General features: G+C 69.6%; 19 protein-coding genes. 8 read left to right on the plus strand and 11 right to left on the minus strand.

Going from position 1 to position 19,212, the window contains the following annotated elements; translation table 11 throughout:
• Nucleotides 1–32: 32 nt before the first annotated feature.
• Nucleotides 33–1,565, minus strand: a complete 1,533-nt coding sequence (locus tag OG876_RS13445) for a PucR family transcriptional regulator (protein ID WP_328525167.1) — start codon at nucleotides 1,563–1,565, stop codon at nucleotides 33–35.
• Nucleotides 1,566–1,735: 170 nt separating this feature from the next.
• On the opposite strand from OG876_RS13445, the gene OG876_RS13450 reads away from it, so the two are divergent.
• The 6 genes from OG876_RS13450 to OG876_RS13475 are packed head-to-tail and all read left to right on the plus strand — an operon-like array spanning nucleotide 1,736 to nucleotide 8,799.
• The gene (locus tag OG876_RS13450) at nucleotides 1,736–2,548 is read left to right on the plus strand and encodes a hydroxypyruvate isomerase family protein (protein ID WP_328525168.1); all 813 of its coding nucleotides are present in this window, start codon (nucleotides 1,736–1,738) and stop codon (nucleotides 2,546–2,548) included.
• Between the two features lie 13 nt (nucleotides 2,549–2,561).
• A complete protein-coding gene (locus OG876_RS13455; protein ID WP_328525169.1) occupies nucleotides 2,562–3,446 on the plus strand; it encodes a 2-hydroxy-3-oxopropionate reductase in 885 nt (294 codons plus the stop codon).
• Entirely contained in the window at nucleotides 3,446–5,221 is a 1,776-nt protein-coding gene (gcl, locus tag OG876_RS13460) for a glyoxylate carboligase (protein WP_328525170.1), read from the plus strand. Before OG876_RS13455 ends, gcl begins: the two co-directional genes overlap by 1 nt.
• A complete protein-coding gene (locus OG876_RS13465; protein ID WP_328525171.1) occupies nucleotides 5,221–6,612 on the plus strand; it encodes a glycerate kinase in 1,392 nt (463 codons plus the stop codon). The genes gcl and OG876_RS13465 overlap by 1 nt, the downstream gene beginning before the upstream one ends.
• 22 nt (nucleotides 6,613–6,634) lie before the next feature.
• On the plus strand, nucleotides 6,635–7,978 hold the full coding sequence (gene allB, locus OG876_RS13470; protein WP_328525172.1) for an allantoinase AllB: 1,344 nt from the start codon (nucleotides 6,635–6,637) through the stop codon (nucleotides 7,976–7,978).
• On the plus strand, nucleotides 7,975–8,799 hold the full coding sequence (locus tag OG876_RS13475) for a bifunctional allantoicase/(S)-ureidoglycine aminohydrolase (protein WP_328525173.1): 825 nt from the start codon (nucleotides 7,975–7,977) through the stop codon (nucleotides 8,797–8,799). Before allB ends, OG876_RS13475 begins: the two co-directional genes overlap by 4 nt.
• Here OG876_RS13475 and OG876_RS13480 read toward each other — a convergent pair.
• The 4 genes from OG876_RS13480 to OG876_RS13495 all read right to left on the minus strand — a co-directional run bounded on the left by OG876_RS13480 (nucleotide 8,796) and on the right by OG876_RS13495 (nucleotide 12,644).
• The gene (locus OG876_RS13480) at nucleotides 8,796–9,230 is read right to left on the minus strand and encodes a GNAT family N-acetyltransferase (RefSeq protein ID WP_328525174.1); all 435 of its coding nucleotides are present in this window, start codon (nucleotides 9,228–9,230) and stop codon (nucleotides 8,796–8,798) included. The two genes, OG876_RS13475 and OG876_RS13480, sit on opposite strands and share 4 nt — an antisense overlap.
• Entirely contained in the window at nucleotides 9,197–11,536 is a 2,340-nt protein-coding gene (locus OG876_RS13485; protein ID WP_328525175.1) for a hypothetical protein, read from the minus strand. The genes OG876_RS13480 and OG876_RS13485 overlap by 34 nt, the downstream gene beginning before the upstream one ends.
• A gap of 164 nt (nucleotides 11,537–11,700) precedes the next feature.
• Nucleotides 11,701–12,240 carry a GNAT family N-acetyltransferase gene (locus OG876_RS13490; RefSeq protein ID WP_328525176.1) on the minus strand — a complete coding sequence of 180 codons (540 nt, stop codon included), beginning with the start codon at nucleotides 12,238–12,240 and terminating at the stop codon, nucleotides 11,701–11,703.
• A gap of 50 nt (nucleotides 12,241–12,290) precedes the next feature.
• Nucleotides 12,291–12,644, minus strand: a complete 354-nt coding sequence (locus OG876_RS13495; protein ID WP_328525177.1) for a hypothetical protein — start codon at nucleotides 12,642–12,644, stop codon at nucleotides 12,291–12,293.
• Nucleotides 12,645–12,662: 18 nt separating this feature from the next.
• On the opposite strand from OG876_RS13495, the gene OG876_RS13500 reads away from it, so the two are divergent.
• The gene (locus tag OG876_RS13500; RefSeq protein WP_328525178.1) at nucleotides 12,663–13,430 is read left to right on the plus strand and encodes an SDR family NAD(P)-dependent oxidoreductase; all 768 of its coding nucleotides are present in this window, start codon (nucleotides 12,663–12,665) and stop codon (nucleotides 13,428–13,430) included.
• Here the strand turns inward: OG876_RS13500 and OG876_RS13505 are convergent.
• Genes OG876_RS13505 through OG876_RS13515 form a run of 3 tightly spaced genes read right to left on the minus strand, consistent with a single transcriptional unit; the run spans nucleotide 13,405 to nucleotide 16,090 of the window.
• Entirely contained in the window at nucleotides 13,405–14,328 is a 924-nt protein-coding gene (locus tag OG876_RS13505) for an FkbM family methyltransferase (RefSeq protein ID WP_328525179.1), read from the minus strand. The two genes, OG876_RS13500 and OG876_RS13505, sit on opposite strands and share 26 nt — an antisense overlap.
• 17 nt (nucleotides 14,329–14,345) lie before the next feature.
• Nucleotides 14,346–15,140, minus strand: a complete 795-nt coding sequence (locus tag OG876_RS13510) for an ABC transporter permease (protein WP_328525180.1) — start codon at nucleotides 15,138–15,140, stop codon at nucleotides 14,346–14,348.
• A complete protein-coding gene (locus OG876_RS13515; RefSeq protein WP_328525181.1) occupies nucleotides 15,137–16,090 on the minus strand; it encodes an ATP-binding cassette domain-containing protein in 954 nt (317 codons plus the stop codon). The genes OG876_RS13510 and OG876_RS13515 overlap by 4 nt, the downstream gene beginning before the upstream one ends.
• Before the next feature lie 94 nt (nucleotides 16,091–16,184).
• On the opposite strand from OG876_RS13515, the gene OG876_RS13520 reads away from it, so the two are divergent.
• Nucleotides 16,185–16,946, plus strand: coding sequence for a TetR/AcrR family transcriptional regulator (locus OG876_RS13520; RefSeq protein WP_328525182.1), 762 nt, complete (start codon nucleotides 16,185–16,187; stop codon nucleotides 16,944–16,946).
• Here the strand turns inward: OG876_RS13520 and OG876_RS13525 are convergent.
• From OG876_RS13525 to OG876_RS13535, 3 genes are all read right to left on the minus strand, one after another.
• Nucleotides 16,943–17,554: an FMN reductase gene (locus tag OG876_RS13525; RefSeq protein ID WP_328525183.1), complete on the minus strand. Its 612-nt coding sequence runs from the start codon at nucleotides 17,552–17,554 to the stop codon at nucleotides 16,943–16,945. The genes OG876_RS13520 and OG876_RS13525 overlap by 4 nt on opposite strands.
• Entirely contained in the window at nucleotides 17,551–18,663 is a 1,113-nt protein-coding gene (locus OG876_RS13530; protein ID WP_328525184.1) for an LLM class flavin-dependent oxidoreductase, read from the minus strand. The genes OG876_RS13525 and OG876_RS13530 overlap by 4 nt, the downstream gene beginning before the upstream one ends.
• Nucleotides 18,664–18,804: 141 nt before the next feature.
• Nucleotides 18,805–19,149: a tetratricopeptide repeat protein gene (locus tag OG876_RS13535; protein ID WP_328525185.1), complete on the minus strand. Its 345-nt coding sequence runs from the start codon at nucleotides 19,147–19,149 to the stop codon at nucleotides 18,805–18,807.
• Nucleotides 19,150–19,212: the final 63 nt, after the last annotated feature.

A 19,212-nucleotide genomic window follows, 5' to 3' on the forward strand; every position in this document is an offset into this window, starting at 1 on the left:
TGATGAACACCCGCCTTTGGAGGATCACACAATCACAGTGATTTCAGGGCCAGGAACACGTCGACCCGGTCCTCGAGCCGCGACAGATCGCGTCCGGTCAGTTGCTCCACGCGTTCGATCCGGTAGCGAACCGTGTTGACGTGCAGGTGCAGCGACTCCGCCGTACGCGACCAGGAGCACGAGCAGGCGAGGAACTCCTGGAGCGTCGCGAGCAGGTCGGCATGCGTCCGGCGATCGTGCTCGAGCACCGGACCGAGGACCCGGTGCGTGTAGGTACGCCGTACGTCGTCGGGCAGCGTGGCGAGCAGGAGCACATGCGATGCGACCTCGTCGGAGGTGACCACCGACACCGGCGCTCGTCCGGCCCCGGCCGCGCGCTGTGCGAAGCGAGCCTCCTCGAGCGCGCCTGCCAGCGCGTCGATGGTGGTCTCGCCGCTGATGCCGACCGCGAGCCGAGCCCGGACGAGCCCGGGAGCAAGCCGCCCGAACGCCCGCCGCATCTGCTCTGGCAACCCCGGTACGAACGGCAGGAACCCGACCAGCAAGCCGTCGCGGCCAGGCGCGACCACGGCCGGACCCACGGTGAGAGCGACGTCCTCGAACAGGCTGAGCGCCACCTCACTCGGTCCGTCGTCCCGCAGTTCGGCCACCGCGACGACCATCGGCCGCTCCGCGTGGGATCCGGCCTGCCGCAGCCGTACGGCGACCTCCGCATGCGGCGCCCCGGACTCGACCAACGCCAGCGCATCCGCCACCAGCGGCCGCAGTGCCCGTCGCCCTTCGTCGCGCCTCGCCCGGTCCAGCGCAGCGATCGCGCACAACTCGTGCACGGCCTCGACATGATCGTGGGACCACTGCGTGTGGTCCCCTTCGATGACCAGCACCCAAGCCGTGAGCCGATTGCCGAGCCCCGATCCCACCGGGAACAGGCTGTACGACGCACCGCCGGCCTCGGCCACCGCCGGTGTGCGATCGGCGGTCAGGAACCGCCGCGTGACCACGTCGAGCGTCTCGGCGTCCAGCTCACCCGGCCCGGGTACGACGTGCCGCCCGGTGGACGTGAGCACGCGGCAGTCGTGGCCGATCTCGGCGGAGATCCGGGCCGCGAGCTCGTCGAGGCTGCGGCCGGCCGCGATCGACGACAGCAGCTGGCGCTGCCGGACCAGACTCGCGGAGAGGCGGGCTCCGGTCTCGGCCGACCCTGCCGCGGCGACGTACTCGGTCACGTCCGCGAACGCGATCTCGATCGGTACCTCGATCAGGGTGACCTCGTGCCGGCGGCAGGCCGCGAGCAGGTCGTCCGGGACTTCGCCCAGTAACGCCTTGCCCGCCAGGATCGTGGCGGCACCCCGGCCGGCCATCGAGGCGACGAACAGTTCGCTGTCCGCCGGGCGCCGGCGCCAGACCAGGCCGGTGAGGACGACCTCGCCGCCGTTCAGGTAGCGGCCGGGTTCGAGCAGATCAGTGGTCACCAGGCGACCGGTCGGACGGTCGAGCGCACCGCCGGCGGAGTGCAGGAGGCGGAGCCCGAGCTCCGGCGCGTCCAGCAGTTCTGACAGGAGCACGACATACCTCCTCTCGGCCTGGTCTTAGAGGAACGTACAACGCGCGCCCGTACGCGAGACAGCGCTAGCGGCCGGCTTGGCCGGGCGCTTGACGGTCTCGACACGACCGCCTTATGGTCATTTCGCAGAACAGAATTTGACTTCCGCAATACGGAAAACATGGAGTTGCCATGAGCCACCCACTGCGCCACACGGTGAACTGCTCGCTGCTGTTCACCGAGCTGCCCCTGCTGGAGCGGCCCGCGGCCGCCCGGCGCGCCGGTTTCAGCGCCGTCGAGTTCTGGTGGCCCTTCGTCGAGGCGGTGCCGCCGGACCGGCAGGTCGAGGCGTTCGTCACCGCGATCGCGGACGCCGGCGTCCAGTTGACCGGCCTCAACTTCTTCGCCGGCGACATGCCGGGCGGCGACCGCGGCCTGGTGTCCTGGCCGAAACGGTCGAGCGAGTTCCGGGACAACGTCGAGGTCACCGTCGGGATCGGCGAGCGGCTCGGCGCCCAGGGATTCAACGCCCTCTACGGCAACCGGGACGACGCTCACACCGAGGCCGAGCAGGACGAGCTCGCGGTCGAGAACCTCGCCCTCGCCGCCCGCGCGGCCGCCCGGATCGGCGCCACTGTGCTGGTCGAGCCGGTCAGCGGTGCGGACCGGTACCCGCTGCGGACCGCGGCCGACGCCCTGGCCGTGATCGATCGCGTCCAGGCGGCGTACGACGTACCGAACCTCGGCCTGCTCGCGGACCTCTACCACCTCGCGGTCAACGGCGACGACGTCGACCGGGTGATCGCGGAGCACACCGACCGGGTCGCGCACGTGCAGATCGCCGACGCACCGGGCCGCAACGAGCCCGGCACCGGCACCCTCCCGCTCGACCAGCAGCTCAGCGCCCTCGCGGCGCAGGGGTACGACGGCTGGGTCGGGCTCGAGTACAAGCCGTCCACCACCACCGACGAAAGCTTCGCGTGGCTCCCGTACGAGCGCCGCTGACCAGGAGACTGACATGACGAACATCGCCTTCATCGGCCTCGGCATCATGGGGAACCCGATGGCCGTTCACCTCGCCAACGCCGGTCACACCGTGGCCGGGCTCGACCGCAGCCCGGAGCGGGCCCAGACCCTCGTCGACGCCGGCGGCCGGGCCGCCGGCTCGATCGCCGACGCGGTCAAGGGCGCGGACGTGATCTGCGTGATGGTGCCGGACTCGCCCGACGTCCAGGCCGTCCTCGAAGGAGAGGACGGTGTCTTCCAGCAGGCCGAGACCGGCACGCTGATCATCGACTTCTCCAGCATCCGGCCCGACGTCACGCAGCAGCTTGCCGAGCAGGCACGGGCGCTCGGCTTCCGGCTGCTCGACGCCCCGGTCTCCGGTGGTGAGGCGGGCGCGAAGAACGCCGCGCTGTCGATCATGGTCGGCGGCGAGGCCGACGACTTCGCCGCCGCCAAGCCGCTGTTCGACGTCGTCGGCAAGACCGTCGTCCACGTCGGCCCGAGCGGCTCGGGCCAGACGGTCAAGGCCGCCAACCAGCTGATCGTCGCCGCCAACATCCAGGCCGTGGCCGAGGCCGTCATCTTCCTGGAGGCGTACGGCGTCGACACCAAGGCGGCCCTGGAAGTCCTAGGTGGCGGGCTGGCCGGTTCCGCCGTACTGAACCAGAAGAAGGAGAACATGCTGTCGCGCTCCTTCCAGCCCGGGTTCCGGATCGACCTGCACCACAAGGACATGGGCATCGTCACGGCGGCCGCGCGTGAGGCGGGTGTCGTCGTACCGCTCGGTGCGCTGGTGGCGCAACTGGTCGCATCCGCTCGGGTGAACGGCGACGGCGGTCTCGACCACTCCGCGCTCCTGCGTGGCGTCGAGCGCCTGTCCGGAAAGGAGATCGGCTGATGACCCGGATGCGCGCGGTCGACGCCGCGGTCCTGATCCTGGAGAAGGAAGGTTCCACGCAGGCGTTCGGGCTGCCCGGTGCCGCGATCAACCCCTTCTACAGCGCGATGAAGAACCACGGCGGGATCAAGCATGTGCTGGCCCGTCACGTCGAGGGCGCCTCGCACATGGCCGAGGGCTACACCCGGGCCAAGGCCGGCAACATCGGCATCTGCGTCGGTACGTCGGGACCCGCCGGGACCGACATGATCACCGGCCTCTACTCCGCGTCGGCAGACTCGATCCCGATCCTGTGCATCACCGGCCAGGCGCCGGTCGCCAAGCTGCACAAGGAGGACTTCCAGGCCGTCGACATCGCGTCGATCGCCAAGCCCGTCACCAAGTGGGCCGTCACGGTGATGGAAGCGGCGCAGGTGCCGGGGACGTTCCAGAAGGCGTTCCAGGTGATGCGTGAGGGCCGGCCGGGGCCGGTGCTGATCGACCTGCCGGTGGACGTGCAGCAGACGCAGATCGAGTTCGACATCGACACCTACGAGCCGCTGCCGGTGTCACGCCCGGCCGCGACCCGGGCGCAGGCCGAGAAGGTGCTGTCCTTCCTCGCCGCCGCCGAGCAGCCGCTGATCGTCGCCGGTGGCGGGATCGTCAACGCGGACGCGGCCGACCTGCTGGTCGAATTCGCCGAGCTGACCGGGATTCCCGTCGTACCGACGTTGATGGGTTGGGGCGTGCTGCCGGACGACCACCCGCTGATGGCCGGGATGGTGGGGCTGCAGACGTCGCACCGCTACGGCAACGCGACCCTGCTGACCTCCGATCTGGTGCTCGGCATCGGCAACCGCTGGGCGAACCGGCACACCGGCGGCCTCGAGGTTTACCAGGGCCAGCGGAAGTTCATCCACGTCGACATCGAGCCGACGCAGATCGGGCGGGTGTTCGCGCCGGACTACGGCGTCGTGTCCGATGCTCGCGCCGCGCTGGAAGTGTTCGTCGAGGTCGGGCGAGAGTGGGCCGCCGCGGGCAAGCTGCCGGACCGTTCCGTGTGGGCGGCGGAATGCTTGAAGCGCCGTACCGTGCTGCAGCGCAAGACGCACTTCGACGTGGTGCCGATCAAGCCGCAGCGCGTCTACGAGGAGATGAACCGGGCGTTCGGACCCGAGGTCCGGTATGTCAGCACGATCGGGTTGTCGCAGATCCAGGCGGCGCAGATGCTGCACGTCTACCGGCCGCGGCACTGGATCAACGCCGGCCAGGCCGGGCCGCTCGGGTGGACCGTGCCGGCCACGCTTGGGGTCGCGGTCGCCGATCCGGACAGCACGGTGGTGGCGTTGTCGGGTGACTACGACTTCCAGTTCCTGATCGAGGAGTTGGCGGTCGGGGCACAGTTCAACATCCCGTACATCCACGTGGTGGTGAACAACTCGTACCTGGGGTTGATCCGGCAGGCGCAGCGCGGGTTCGACATGGACTTCTGCGTGCAACTCTCGTTCGAGAACATCAACAGCCCGGAACTCAACGGCTATGGCGTCGACCACGTCAAGGTCGCCGAAGGCCTGGGCTGCAAGGCCCTCCGCGTCTTCGAGCCCGAAGGCATCCTCCCCGCCCTCGAGCAGGCGAAGAAGCTGATGGTCGAACACCAGGTCCCGATCGTTGTCGAGATCATCCTCGAACGCATCACCAATGTCTCGATGGGCCTCGAGATCGACAACATCACCGAGTTCGAGGACCTCGCCGAGGTCCCCGAGGACGCGCCCACCGCCCTGGCGCTGCTCGACTGATGCCTTCGCTCCCAGGGCCTCGGGTGGTCGTTGCCTCCGACAAGTTCAAGGGCACGCTGACCAGCGCGGAGGTCGCCGCCGCGGTCGATGCGGGCGTACGGCGAGTCCGCCCTGACGCCACCGTGGTCGCGATCCCAGTAGCCGACGGCGGCGACGGCACCTTGGCCGCCGCCGTCGCCGCCGGCTTCCAGTTGGTGCCGGTCACTGCGACCGGCCCCACCGGCGAACCAGTCCACACCGCCTACGCCCGCCGCCGCGCATCCGCCGACCGCGGCGCTCCGCCCGACCGCGGCGGTCCACTCGACCGCGGTGCTCCGCTCGACCGTGGTGCTTCACCCGACCGTGGTGCTTCACCCGACCGTGGTGCTTCACCCGAAGGCGGTGTCGGTGGAGATGCGGCGCGCGGTGGCTCCAGCGGTCGTGGTGATGTCGCCGTCGTCGAGCTGGCCGATGTCTCCGGCCTGGTCCGGCTTCCCGGCGGCCGGCCGGCTCCGATGTCCGCGACCTCCTACGGCACCGGCGAGCTGATCGCGGCCGCCATCGATGCAGGCTGCAGCAAGGTGATCCTCGGCATCGGTGGCAGCGCCTCTACTGACGGCGGCGCCGGCCTGGTCCACGCCCTCACCAGGACCGAGTCTCTCGACCTGCCCGCACTCCGCCAACGGCTTCGCGGAGTGGAGATCGTCGTCGCGTGCGACGTCGACAACCCGCTGACCGGACCGAAGGGTGCCGCGGCCGTCTACGGTCCACAGAAAGGCGCCACCCCCGAGCAGGTAGCCGATCTCGACGCCGCGCTCACCCGCTGGGCCGACCTCGTCGCCCGCGAGACCGGCCGCGACCTGCGCGACGCGCCGGGCGCTGGAGCAGCAGGTGGGGTGGGGTTCGCCGCACTCGCACTCCTGGACGCCGACCTCCGCCCGGGGATTGAGCTGGTGCTGGAGCTGGTCGGCTTCGACGAGCAGCTCGCCGGCGCAGACCTGGTGATCACCGGCGAAGGCGCCCTCGACGAGCAAACCCTGCACGGCAAAGCCGTAGCCGGCATAGCCGCAGCCGCCGCGAGAGCACCCGCCCGAGCACCCAGCTCGGCCGGAGTACCCGGCTCGGCGGGAGCACCCGGCTCGGCCGGAGCACCCGGCTCGGCGGAGACACGCCGCTCCGCGCCCGGCTCGGGCGGGGCACCTGGCGCCTCTGGCTCCCCGGCAGCTCCTGGGATCCCGGTGGTTGCGGTGTGTGGGGTCAACCGGTTGGACCGTGAGCAGCTGCGGGCGGCTGGCGTGGTTGCGGCGTACGCGCTCACCGACCTGGAGCCCGACGTACAGCGGTGTATTGCTGAGCCCGCGCCATTGCTGGAGCGGGTTGGGGAGTGGATCGCGAGGGAGCACCTACGATGACTGCAAGTGAGAGGGGCATCGCATGAGCGCGCTGGACCTTCTGATCCGGGCCCGCCGGGTGGTGCGTGCCGTGGGGGAGACGGCCTGTGCCGTGGGGGTCCGTGACGGGCGGATCGTCGCGATCGCGCCGTACGACGCCGATCTCGCGGCCGAGCGGCACGTAGAGCTGGCCGACGACGAGGTGCTGCTACCCGGTCTCGTGGACTCCCACGTCCACGTCAACGACCCCGGTCGGACCGAGTGGGAAGGCTTCACCAGCGCGACGCGAGCAGCCGCAGCGGGCGGCGTCACCACGATCATCGACATGCCGCTCAACAGCATCCCGCCGACTTGCGACCTCCCGGCGCTCGAGCTGAAGCGCAAGACCGCGCAGCCTCAGGCGTACGTCGACATCGGCTTCTGGGGCGGCGCGATCCCGGACAACGTCCCGGAGCTCCGCCCACTCCACGAGGCCGGCGTCTTCGGCTTCAAGTGCTTCATGCTGCACTCGGGCGTCGACGAGTTCCCGCCGCTGGACCAGAGCCAGCTCGAGGCCGCGATGGCCGAGATCGGCGAGTTCGACGGGTTGCTGATCGTGCACGCCGAGGATGCGCATCGGATCGACGAGGCCCCGCCGCCCGACGGCGCCAGCTATCCCGCGTTCCTGCGCTCCCGCCCGCGCGTGGCCGAGAACGCCGCCGTCGTCGAGGTCATCGAGCTCGCGCGCCGGTCAGGCTGCCGCGTCCACATCCTGCACGTCTCGAGCGCCGACATCCCGCCGAGGATCGCCAGAGCCCGCGACACCGGCGTACGCATCACCGCGGAGACCTGCCCGCATTACCTGACCTTCAGCGCCGAGGACATCCCCGACGGCGCCACGCAGTACAAGTGCTGCCCCCCGATCCGCGAAGCCGCCAACCGTGAGATGCTCTGGGAGGGGCTCCGCGACGGCACGATCGACATGATCGTCTCCGACCACTCGCCGTCGACGGTCGACCTCAAACACCTCGACACCGGCGACTTCGGCACCGCCTGGGGCGGTATCGCCTCCCTGCAACTCGGCCTGCCGGCCGTCTGGACCGAGGCCCGCCGCCGCGGCTTCACCCTGGTTGACGTCGCCCGCTGGATGTCCGCCGCTCCGGCCGCGCAGGTAGGACTGAAGAGCAAAGGCCGGATCGAGGTCGGCTACGACGCCGACTTCTGCGTCCTCGCCCCCGACGACACCTTCGTCGTCGAGGCGAAGTCCCTGCAGCACAAGAACGCCATCACGCCGTACGACGGACGCACGCTCGACGGCGTCGTCCGGAGCACCTGGCTCCGCGGCCACCCCGTCGACATCGAGGCAGCCCCGCGTGGCGGCCTGCTGACCCGAGGAGCACAACGATGACCTACTACGCCCCGAAGGGTGGACTGCCTGCGCAGACCGACCTCACCACCGACCGCGCGGTCTTCACCGAGGCGTACGCCGTCCTTCCGCGCGGGACGATGCGCGACATCGTCACCAGCCGGCTCCCGTTCTGGGACGGCACCCGGCTGTGGGTGATCGCCCGGCCGCTGTCCGGGTTCGCCGAGACGTTCTCGCAGTACATCGTCGAGGTCGCGCCGGGCGGCGGCAGCGACAAGCCGGAGACCGACCCGGCTGCCGAGGCCGTCCTGTTCGTTGTCGAAGGCAACTTGGTACTCACGGTCGCCGGCGAGAAGCACGCGCTGGCGCCGGGTGGGTACGCGTACCTGCCGCCGGGTGGCGACTGGACGCTGCGGAACACGACTGACGCGACCGCGACCTTCCACCTGGTTCGGAAGGCGTACGAGCGGATCGAGGGCATCGACGTACCGCCGGCCTTCGTCACCAACGAGGCCGACGTCGAGGGTCGCGAGATGCCGGGCACCGAGGGTCGATGGAAGACGCAACGGTTCGCCGATCCGGACGACGTCCGACATGACATGCATGTCAACATCGTCAGCTTCGAGCCGGGCGGGGTGATCCCGTTCCCGGAGACGCACGTGATGGAACACGGCCTCTACGTCCTCGAAGGCAAGGCGGTCTATCTCCTCAACAAGGACTGGGTCGAGGTCCAGGAGGGCGACTTCATGTGGCTCCGCGCCTTCTGTCCCCAGGCCTGCTACGCCGGCGGCCCGGGCCGCTTCCGCTACCTCCTCTACAAAGACGTCAACCGCCACCCCAAACTCCCGCAGCGATTCCTCTAGCCGAGCCTCTTACTGAGGAAGATCCGGCTGACACCGGCCTCGCTCGGGATCCGCCCGAACTCGGTCCACCCGTGGCGTTTGTAGAAGTCGGGCGCCTGGAAGTTGATCGTGTAGACGACGCCGCTGACACAGCCCCGGTGCCGGGCCTCGGCTTCTGCCTGCTGAAGGATCCTGCTCCCGAGGCCCGACCCGCGCAGCGAATCCGGCAGGTAGAGCAGGTCGACGAACCACAACCCCAGCGAGGTCCGGCCGGTCAACCCGCCAAGGGTCTGCCCGGTCGAGGGGTCCTTCACGAACACAGCCAGTGCCCGCCGATCCTGAACCCCGCTCGCGCTAAGGTTGAACTCGTCCAGCGAATCCGCGACCACGGCGACGTCGGCATCGGCCGGCTCGTCGGTCAGTACGACGTCGAGCGCGGGCTGGGTGTCCACAATCGGACCGTATCCGCGGCCTCCGACAGTTCTGTCGACCAGTCTGGCGGAGCTGCACGCGGAGCCGGCTCTTGCGGTCGTGCTGTTGACGTCGCCTTGAAAGTGCCAGTAGGAGTGACACGGAAGACGAAGCCGTGGGGTGTGGTCCATTCCAGAGTCTTGTAGTCGAGGCGATGGACGGTCCAGCCGTGGGCGTGGGTCTTGACCCGGTGGCCGAAGCGTCCCAGCGGTGCGAGGTTGGTGGTGTTGGTTTGGCCTGGTGGGCCGAGGGGGTCGTAGGGCTGGATGTGGTCGAGGTCCATGGCGTGGTGGGTTTCTTGGGTGCCGAAGGGGAAGAGTTCGACGGGGTGGGTGAGTTTGACGCGTTCGCGGATCCGGTCGGGGATTTCGTAGGCGTCGACGCTGACGGCGTCGTTGAGGTCGATGACGGGCTTGACGCTGTAGGGGCCGTGCCCGATGAGTTCGGCCAGTTGGTCGGCGAGCAAGGGGCCGATGGCTTCGGCGCGCAGTACGCCGGTGCCGGTGGCGAGGGTGTGGTCGGTGAGGTGAACGTAGATCTCGGTCTGGCCAGGGCGTCGCCGTCCACTGCCGCTGGCCGCGCCCATGCGGTTGGTGCCGGTTGGAGTGTTGGGGTGGGTGTAGGCGTCGAGTTTGATCTTGGCCAGGCGGGCGTGCAGGGCTCGTTGGGCGGCGGCGTCCAGGGGCTCGCCGCCGTCGGGATCGATGCGCAGGCCGGGATCAAATGGGTCGAACGCCTGGATCGGCACGGTGTCTGGGGTGTCGAGGGGGTCAGGCAGGTCGCTGACGCTCGGGTGGGGTGCGTCGCGGTCGGCCTCGTCGTCCTGCCCCGGCTCGGTCCAATCGTCCGCTCGGTCATCGAGGAGGTCCGCATCGCACCGCCACGCAACGGATCTCGTCCCGGGGTCGGCGACAGCGCTTCCTCGTACGTCGGACTCGACCGGCGGGGTCGGGGCGATGAGGTGGCCGGGTTCGGCGAGGTGGTCGGTCAGACCTCCAGCCGGGCTGGTGTCGTGGCTGGTTGTGTGACGGCCATGGTTGTCAGCCTCAGGGTGCTCAAGGTCCGGAGTGGTGATACCCGAGGCGGAGGGGTCCGGCACGGTGATGTCCAGAGCCAGGATGCGCGGAGCGGCGTTCGGTTCGATGGTGTCCGTCGTTGCGGCGGTCGGCACGGTGGGACTCGGGGTGCCGGCGGTCGGCGCAGTGTCCGGAGCGGTGGAGGTCAGCGCGGCGTCTGGGGCGCCCGTGGTGACTGGGGCGTCGGTGGTGGCGGGGGCGTCGGTGGTGACTGGGGTGCCGGCGGCGGCTGGGGTGTGGAGGCGGTGGTGGCGGGCTTGGGTGAGGAGTTCTTCGGTGAAGCGGGGGTCGGCGATGATGCCGACCGCGTCGGCGCGGCGGTGCTGGACTGGGCGGGTGTCGCCGAAGGTCTTCAGGGCCTCGGCGATGTCGGCGATGGTCGCGTCGTGGCGGATCACCGCTCCGCAGGAGGCCTTGATGTACATCGTCTTGGTGCCGTGCTGGTTGGAGCGGCCGACGAACACGCCGCGTTCGCGGGCCTGCTCGGCGGCCTCGACCCTGGCCAGGTCGGGTTCGGCGTGCAGCTTGGCGGCCTTGACGATCTTGTCCAGCCGGTACGGCGTGATCGAGTCCACCAGTCGCGCGACCCGCTGGTCGACGTAGGCGGCGGCCTCCTCGGACAGCTTCGCGCAGTCGGCGACGATCCGGCACGCCTTCCACGGGGTCGCGTCGCCGGCCAGGACCCTGGCCCAGGTGAAGGGGAACCGGTGCCGCAGCGCCAGGGCTTGGCCGAGGTAGTCGGCGGCGACCCGCGGGGAGATGCCGAGCATCACCGCGAACTCGGCGATCGCGAACTCCAGGATCTCCGGGCAGCCGTCACCACCCAGCACCACCGCCCGCTCCCGCCCGTCGCAGGCACGCCGGCCCGGGCCGCCCGGGTGGGCCGGGTTGGTCAAGTTGCCCGGCTGGCCTGAGTGGTCCGGGTGGGCGGAGTGGGCCGCGTTGGTCAAGTTGCCCGGCTGGCCTGAGTGGTCCGGGTGGGCGGAGTGGTCCGGGTGGGCGGAGTGGTCCGGGTGGGTCAAGTTGCCTGGGTGGTCGCGGTGGGCGGGGTGGCCCGGGTGGGCAGTGTGGGCGGAGGGGTGGTGGCGGTCGGCGTAGATCAGGGCGTGTTCGAGGAGGCGGGCGTCGGATCGGTTGGCCTCGGCGCGGTGTTCGGCGGCCGATTCCAGTAGGTCGGCCGTCGACAGCGACTCCAGGTCTCCTTCGAACATGTGTGCGATTCTACGCACCGCCATAAGGCAGCGGCAACTCCATCGAGGCGCCGAAAGCCCTTATCCACAAGGGGAAACATCACACGGCTCTGGAGAGGAGAACTGGATAACCAACGCCGCCCGATCGACCCCGACTGCTTGTTGGGTGCAGATCCAGGCGGATGTCAGACGCTGATGGAGACTCGGCGTTCGGGCGGGGTCAGCGGGTCCGTGATCAGGCGGGCGTGGCGCTCGACGTCGTAGCGGGAGCCGTCGTACGCGAGGCGTTGGCGTTCGAGGCCCTCGGAGAGGAAGCCTGCGCCGGCGGCGACCGCGCAGGACGCGGGGTTGTTGAGGCGGTGGCCGAGCTCGAGCCGGTAGAGGCCGGCGTCGTGGTGCGCCCAGTCGGCGAGGGCGCGGAGCGCGTCCCGGGCGACGCCCTGGCCGCGGACGTCGGCGAGGGTCCAGTACCAGGTCCAGCCCACCTGGTGGCGGTCGATGTTCGTCACGGCCACGCACCCGATCGGGTGGTCGTCGGCATCGGCGACGGCGTACACGTGCCCGTTGTCCAGGTCCGCGACGCGGCCGATCCAGTCCACCGCGGACGCCCGGTCCACGATGCCGCCCTGGGTCCTCATCTCGGGATCCTGGTGAGCCGCGGCCAGCCGCAGCGCGTCAGCCGTCCGCCACCGCCGCAGCCCCAGCTCCCCGAGCGCGTATCCCATCCATCGAATCTACCGCCCACCCCGCAAGAGCAACCGGGCTCCCGGCGCGTTCACGCCAGCGCGATCACGCCGATGAGCCCTACCAGCCCGGTCAGGACCTCCACGAGCCGGTCGCCGGGTGGGATCTTCCCGTCGTAAGCCCAGTACGTCTGTTGCTGCGCCCAGGTGAACGTCACCCCGCGCGCCGTCGCGAGGCAGCCGCCGAGTGCGATCCCCGCTCCAAGGATGAGCCCGATCGGCAGTACCCGAGAGGTCGGCGTGGTTGTGGTCGCCACCACGACCGCAGCCAGCCACCCGATGCCGGCAGCCGCCAGGCGCCGGCGGCGGACTCTCGTGATCAGTCGCAGCAAGAGGATCGCGGCCGGCCAGGCGACATGCACGGCAATCAGAACGGTGCGTGGCACTAGGAGAGGATAGGGCGTATGGGATATCTGGATTTCAGGGATCAGGTTGTGGTGGTGACGGGCGCCAGTAGCGGGATCGGGGCTGCGGCGGCGGTGGGGTTCGCGGAGACCGGGGCGACGCTCGCGCTGCACTACCACCGCAACGAGGAGGGCGTGAAGCACACCGTGGGCGCGGTGCAGACGGCCGGCGGTACGGCGTCGTTGCACCAGGCGGACCTGGCCGACCCGAAGTCGGCCGACGCCTTCATCGACGACGTACTCGCGCAGCACGGCCGGATCGACGTGCTCGTGAACAACGCCGGTGACCTGGTCAAGCGGTCGCCGGTGGCCGACGTACCGGACGAGGAGTTCCACCGGATCCTGGACGTGAACCTGACCTCGGTGTTCGCGCTCAGCCGCCGGATCGTGCCGGTGTTCCGCGCGCAGGGTGGCGGCGCGATCGTGAACGTGACCTCGATCGCCGGCCGGCACGGCGGAGGCGGCGGCTCGGTCGTCTACGCGACCAGCAAGGGCGCCGTCAGCACCTTCACCCGCGGCCTCGCCAAGGAACTGGCTCCCGACGGCATCCGGGTGAACGCGATCTCACCCGGCGTCATCAAGACCCCGTTCCACGACCGGCACACCGGCGACGAGCAGATGACCGCGATGATCGCCACCATCCCGATGGGCCGCACCGGCACCCCGCACGAATGCGTCGGCACCATCCTGTTCCTGGCCTCCGACCGGATGGCCTCCTACGTCACCGGCCAGATCATCGAGGTCAACGGCGGCCAATTGATGCCGTGAGCAAGCTTTCCGGCCGGAACAGTGCGTTGTGGTCCAGCACCTCGCCGGCCGGCAGGTAACCCAGCTCGTCCAGGATCGTGTGCAGCCGCGCGCTCGACCCGCTTCGCTTGTCCTCGACCAGCAGAGCGCGTGGCTGCAACCGCTTGAGCGTGCGGGTCGCTCCCGAGAGGGCCGCGATCTCCCCGCCTTCGATGTCGAGCTTCACCACGTCGAGGCGGGTCAACGCGTGCTCCCGTGCCCAGTCGTCCAGCCGGATCACGGGCACCTCCTGGACGATCGCTCCGTCGCCGTAGAGGGAGCGCACCCCGGCGTCAGCCGCGTCGTACCGGCTGTCCGCGCGCAGGCTCGCGTGTTGCTTCCACTCGCCCAGCGCCGCCGGCACGACCTCCAGTGGGAGCCCGTTGCGCGCGGCCGCCGTACCGAGCTTGGCGACACAGTCCACGGCCGGCTCGACCGCGATCACCCGTCCGCCGCCGAGCTCCTCCAGCCGCTTCGCCACCGTCAGTGCGTGGACTCCGATGTTCGCGCCGACGTCGAGGACGACATCGCCCTTCTGGAGCTCGGCCCGCAGGAACCGTCGGACGGCGGGTTCGTAGCGGCCGGCGTAGTACAGGATCGCCTGGAGGTTGTCCCGCAGGTCCAGTTCCAGCCCCACGCCCTGCCTCCGGACGAGGACCGTCGTAGACCAGGTCGGCGGGATCTTCACGAGCTCCGGGTTCTGATCCGCGACGCGCGGCGAGATCCGCAGCGCGATCCGGTGCACTCCGGCGTCGCTCAGTCCTTCGAAGAAGCCGACCAGACGGGCGGTACGACGTGCCGCGGGTGATCCCAGCACACGCCCCACGGCGTGGGCCAGGCTCCACGCGGCTCGTCGTACCGCTCCGTCCCGAACGGCCATGACCGTCCAGTACCCAGTTAGCGCGAAAGTGTGCGGAACCGGTGTGCGGAGAGTGGCAGGAAGACTGCGATGAGCAGCAACGGGGCGATCACTGCGGCGATCTCCGCGTGGGTGCCGATCCAGGTGGCGGTGGCGGAGGGGTCGGGGTTGCCGAAGAGGGCGCGGGAGGCGGTGGCGGTCGCGGACAGCGGGTTCCACTGGGCGATGGTGCCCAGCCAGGACGGCATCGTCGACGTGGCGACGAAGGCGCTGGAGAGGAAGCCGATCGGCCAGACCAGGACCTGCACCATCGTCACGCTCTGCGCGTTCTTCACGGTCAGCCCGATGAAGATCCCCACCCAGAGCAACGCGAACCGCAGCAGCAACAGCAACCCGAACGCGGCCAGCGCGGACGGCACACCTTCGTGCCACCGCCAGCCGAGCGCGAGCCCGGTCGCGACCAGCACGAGCAGCGTCACCGCCGAGTCGAGCATGTCCGCGATGCACCGCCCGAGCACGACCGCCGCCGAACTCATCGGCAGCGACCGGAACCGGTCCGTGACACCTTTCGCGGCATCTGTCGTGACCGCCGTCATCGTGCCCTCCAGCCCGAAGAGCATCGCCAGCGCGAAGATCCCGGGCACGAGGAGCTCGTAGTACGACTCGCCGTCCGGGAAGTCCATCGCCCCACCCAGCAACGCACCGAACATCAGCAGCATCAGCACCGGGAAGAACCAGTTGAAGATCACGATCCCCGGCTGCATCCGCCAGTGCACGAGCGTCCGCCGCGCGATCGTCCAACTGTCCGCCAGCGCCCAGCCCAAGGCCGTCACGCCGCCATCTCCGTCCCCGTCAGATGCAGGAAGACCTCGTCCAATGTCGGTCTGCGCAACGTGATGTCCTCCGGCTCGATCTTTGCCTCGTGCAACGAGTTGGCCATCACCACGAGCGCCCGCGTACGGTCCTTCACCGGCACGCTGATCCGTACGTCGCCGACCCGGATCTCCCCGTCCGCCAAGGGTTCCGCCAACTGCAGGACCCGCGGCACGTCGGCGGGATCCGCGAGTACGAGATCCAGCCAGTCGGACCCGAGCTGCGTCTTCAGCTCGTCCGGAGTGCCCTCGGCAACGACCTTGCCGGCCTTGAGCATCGAGATCCGGTTCGCCAGTTGATCCGCCTCCTCCAGGTACTGCGTGGTCAGCAGCACCGTCGTCCCGCCGTCGACCAACTGCCGTACGGCGGACCACACCTCGAGCCGCCCGGCCGGGTCCAGACCGGTCGTCGGCTCGTCCACGAACAACACGGCCGGCGCCACGATCAGACTCGCCGCCAGATCGAGCCGCCGGCGCATCCCGCCGGAGTACTTGCTGACCGCCTGCCCCGCCGCCTCCGTCAGGCTGAATCGCTCGAGCAACTCGTCCGCCCGGCGCAGCGCCTTCGAGTGGCCCAGGTGGCTCAGCCGGCCGAACATGACCAGGTTCTGCCGCCCGGTCAGTACGTCGTCGATCGCGGCGTACTGGCCGACGAGTCCGATCCGGCGTCGGACCTCGGCGCCTTGCCGGCGGACGTCGTACCCCGCGATGGTCGCCGTACCCGAGTCCAGCTCCAGCAGCGTGGACAGGATCCGCACCGCCGTCGTCTTGCCGGCGCCGTTGGGGCCGAGCAGGCCGGTCACGGTGCCGGCGGTGACCTCCAGGTCGAACCCGTTCAGCCCTGCCCCCTCGGTGCCGCCCTGGTAGTGCTTCCGTACGCCGACGGCCTCGATCACACGTTCCGTTGTCACGTCCCACCTCTCGCCCGGTTGAGTCGTAGAGTGTACCGTACACTGTACGACTCAGGTACGATCGGGACAACGACGAGCGGCTGGAGTTAGTTCCTTGGCTGGAAAGAAGGTGGCGGCGCCCGATCCGGCGCGCAGTCTGGCGCTGCTCTGGGGGAGCCACACGAAGCCCGGCCGCTCCGGTCTGACCGTCCGCGCGATCGTCGATGCGGCGATCGAGCTGGCCGACGGCGGAGGGCTCGAGGCCCTCTCGATGCGGATGGTCGCCGAGCGGCTGAAGGTCGGCACGATGTCGCTCTACACGCACGTGCCCGGCAAGGGCGAGCTGACCGACCTGATGTTCGACCGCGTGTACGGCGACCTGTACGCCGACGTCGACGAGCCGGCGCGGCAGCTCGGCGGCTGGCGTGGTGCGCTGGAATTCATTGCCCACCGCAACTGGGACGTCCTGACCGCGCACCCGTGGATCCACGAGGTCCCGACCATGCGTACAGCGCTGGGCCCGAACATCACCGCGAAGTACGAGGCCGAGCTACGCCCCCTCGACGGCCTCGGCCTGACCGACGTCGAGATGGACTCGGCTCTGACCCTGGTCCTCACCCACGTCCAGGGCACCGCCCGCGCCGGTGCCGAACAACTCCGAACGCAACGCGACTCAGGCCTCACCGACGAGGAGTGGTGGCGTCAGATCTCCCCGACGCTCACCCACGTCATGTCAGGTAGCGCCAAGCACTTCCCCGTTGCCGGCCGCGTAGGCACCGCGGTCGGCGAACACTTCCAATCCGTCATCGATCCGGCCCACGCCCTGACGTTCGGGCTGACCAGGATCCTCGACGGCATCTCCCTGCTGATCGATTAGCTGTTGAGCAGGTCTTCGAAGGGAGTGGGGTTGTCGTACGGGTCGGCGTGGGTGGGGGTCTCGTGGTGGAGGGCGGCGACCAGTTCAGTGGCCGCCTGGGTGATGCGGCTGCGGAGTTTCGCGGCGTTGGGACCCCAGTCGGTGGAGGCGGCGTACACGCCGGTGGGGACGGGCAGCGCCTTCAGGTAGGCGAACAGGGGCCGGAGGGCGAACTCGAGCACCAGCGAGTGGCGCTCGGTGCCGCCGGTCGCGGCGAGCAGGACGGGCTTGCCGGCCAGGGCCTGGTCGTCCAGGACGTCGAAGAACATCTTGAACAGGCCGCTGTACGACGCGCTGAAGGTCGGGCTGACCACGATCAGCGCGTCGGCCGCGGTCACCGTGTCCAGAACGGTTTGCAACGACGCCGTCGGGAAGCCGGTGAGCAGGTTGTTGGTCAGGTCGTGGGCGTGGTCGCGCACCTCGATCAGCTCGACCCGGGACGCGATCCCGCGCCCGGACAGCTCGTCCTGCACCGCGGCCGCCAGTTGGTCGGCGAGCAGCCGGGACGACGACGGTGTCGTCAGCCCGGCGGTCACCACCGCGATCACCCGTTCCGCAGGTGCGGTCATCGGGTCGGCTCCTCGATCGTCTCCAGGTCGTGCGCCCGCTCGGCCGCGGCCTTCAGGGAAGCATGCGTCGGCGCGTCCGGCACATGCGCCGGCTTCTTCGCCGCGAACTCCTTCCGCAGCACCGGAACGACCTCTTCACCAAGAATGTCCAGCTGCTCCAGCACGGTCTTCAGCGGCAACCCGGCGTGGTCCATCAGGAACAACTGACGCTGGTAGTCGCCGAACTCCTCGCGGAAGGACAGCGTCCGCTCGATCACCTGCTGCGGGCTGCCGACCGTCAGCGGCGTCTCCCGGGTGAAGTCCTCCAGCGACGGGCCGTGTCCGTACACCGGCGCGTTGTCGAAGTACGGCCGGAACTCGTTGACGGCGTCCTGCGAGTTCTTCCGCATGAAGACCTGACCGCCGAGCCCGACGATCGCCTGGTCCGCGGCGCCGTGCCCGTAGTGCTCGAAGCGCTTGCGGTAGAGCTCGATCATCCGCTTGGTGTGCGTGACCGGCCAGAAGATGTTGTTGTGGAAGAACCCGTCACCGTAGTACGCCGCCTGCTCGGCGATCTCGGGAGACCGGATCGAACCGTGCCAGACGAACGGCGGTACGCCGTCGAGCGGCCGCGGGGTCGACGTGAACCCCTGCAGCGGCGTACGGAACTTGCCTTCCCAGTCGACGACGTCCTCGCGCCAGAGCCGGCGCAGCAGGGCGTAGTTCTCGACCGCGAGCGCGATGCCGTTGCGGATGTCCTGACCGAACCACGGGTACACCGGACCGGTGTTGCCGCGACCCATCATCAGGTCGACCCGGCCGTCGGCCAGGTGCTGCAGCATCGCGTAGTCCTCGGCGATCTTCACCGGGTCGTTGGTCGTGATCAGCGTCGTCGAGGTGGACAGGATGATCTTCGACGTCTTCGCCGCGATGTACCCGAGCTGCGTGGTCGGCGACGACGGCACGAACGGCGGGTTGTGGTGCTCACCCTGCGCGAACACATCCAGCCCGACCTCCTCGGCCTTCAGCGCGATCGCCACCATCGCCTTGATCCGCTCGGCCTCGCTCACGGTCGTCCCAGTCGTCGGGTCCTCGGTCACGTCCCCAACACTGAACACCCCGAACTGCATCGGTCCTCCTCGCCTAGATAGTTCACTATTAAACTACTCTTGCTGGGAGAACGCCAATCCCCCGCGAGTCATTCCATCCTGCCCGGTGAACGCCCGACGGCCCGCGATCCACGGGGGATCGCGGGCCGTCGGCTGCGCCGGTCAGAGCGTGTGCGGCTCGAGGAGCTCGTCGTCGCCGGTGAGGGCGGCGGCTATGCGGCGGTGCTTGGTGGCTTCGTCGCGGCGGGACTGGCGTTCGAGGGTGCGGGCGAGCATGAGGTGGGCGTAGTACTCGGTGGGCTCGCGTTCGACGACCTCGAGAAGGTGCTCTTCGGCGGGCTTGAGGAGGGCCGCGTGGTAGTAGGCGCGGGCCAGCAGCAGCCGGGTGCCGACGTCGTCGGGGGTTTCGTCGACGACCGGGCGGAGGGCGCGGATCGCCCCGCGGTAGTCCCGGTCCTCGAAGTATTGCCGGCCAAGGCCGTAGCTCAGTGCGCGCATGTCTTCCATGGCGGGCCTCCTGTCATCTCGGGAACGAGACAGGAACACCACGCGGCGCGGAGCTATTCCGCG

The organism is Kribbella sp. NBC_00359 (assembly GCF_036097425.1).
GTDB lineage: Bacteria > Actinomycetota > Actinomycetes > Propionibacteriales > Kribbellaceae > Kribbella.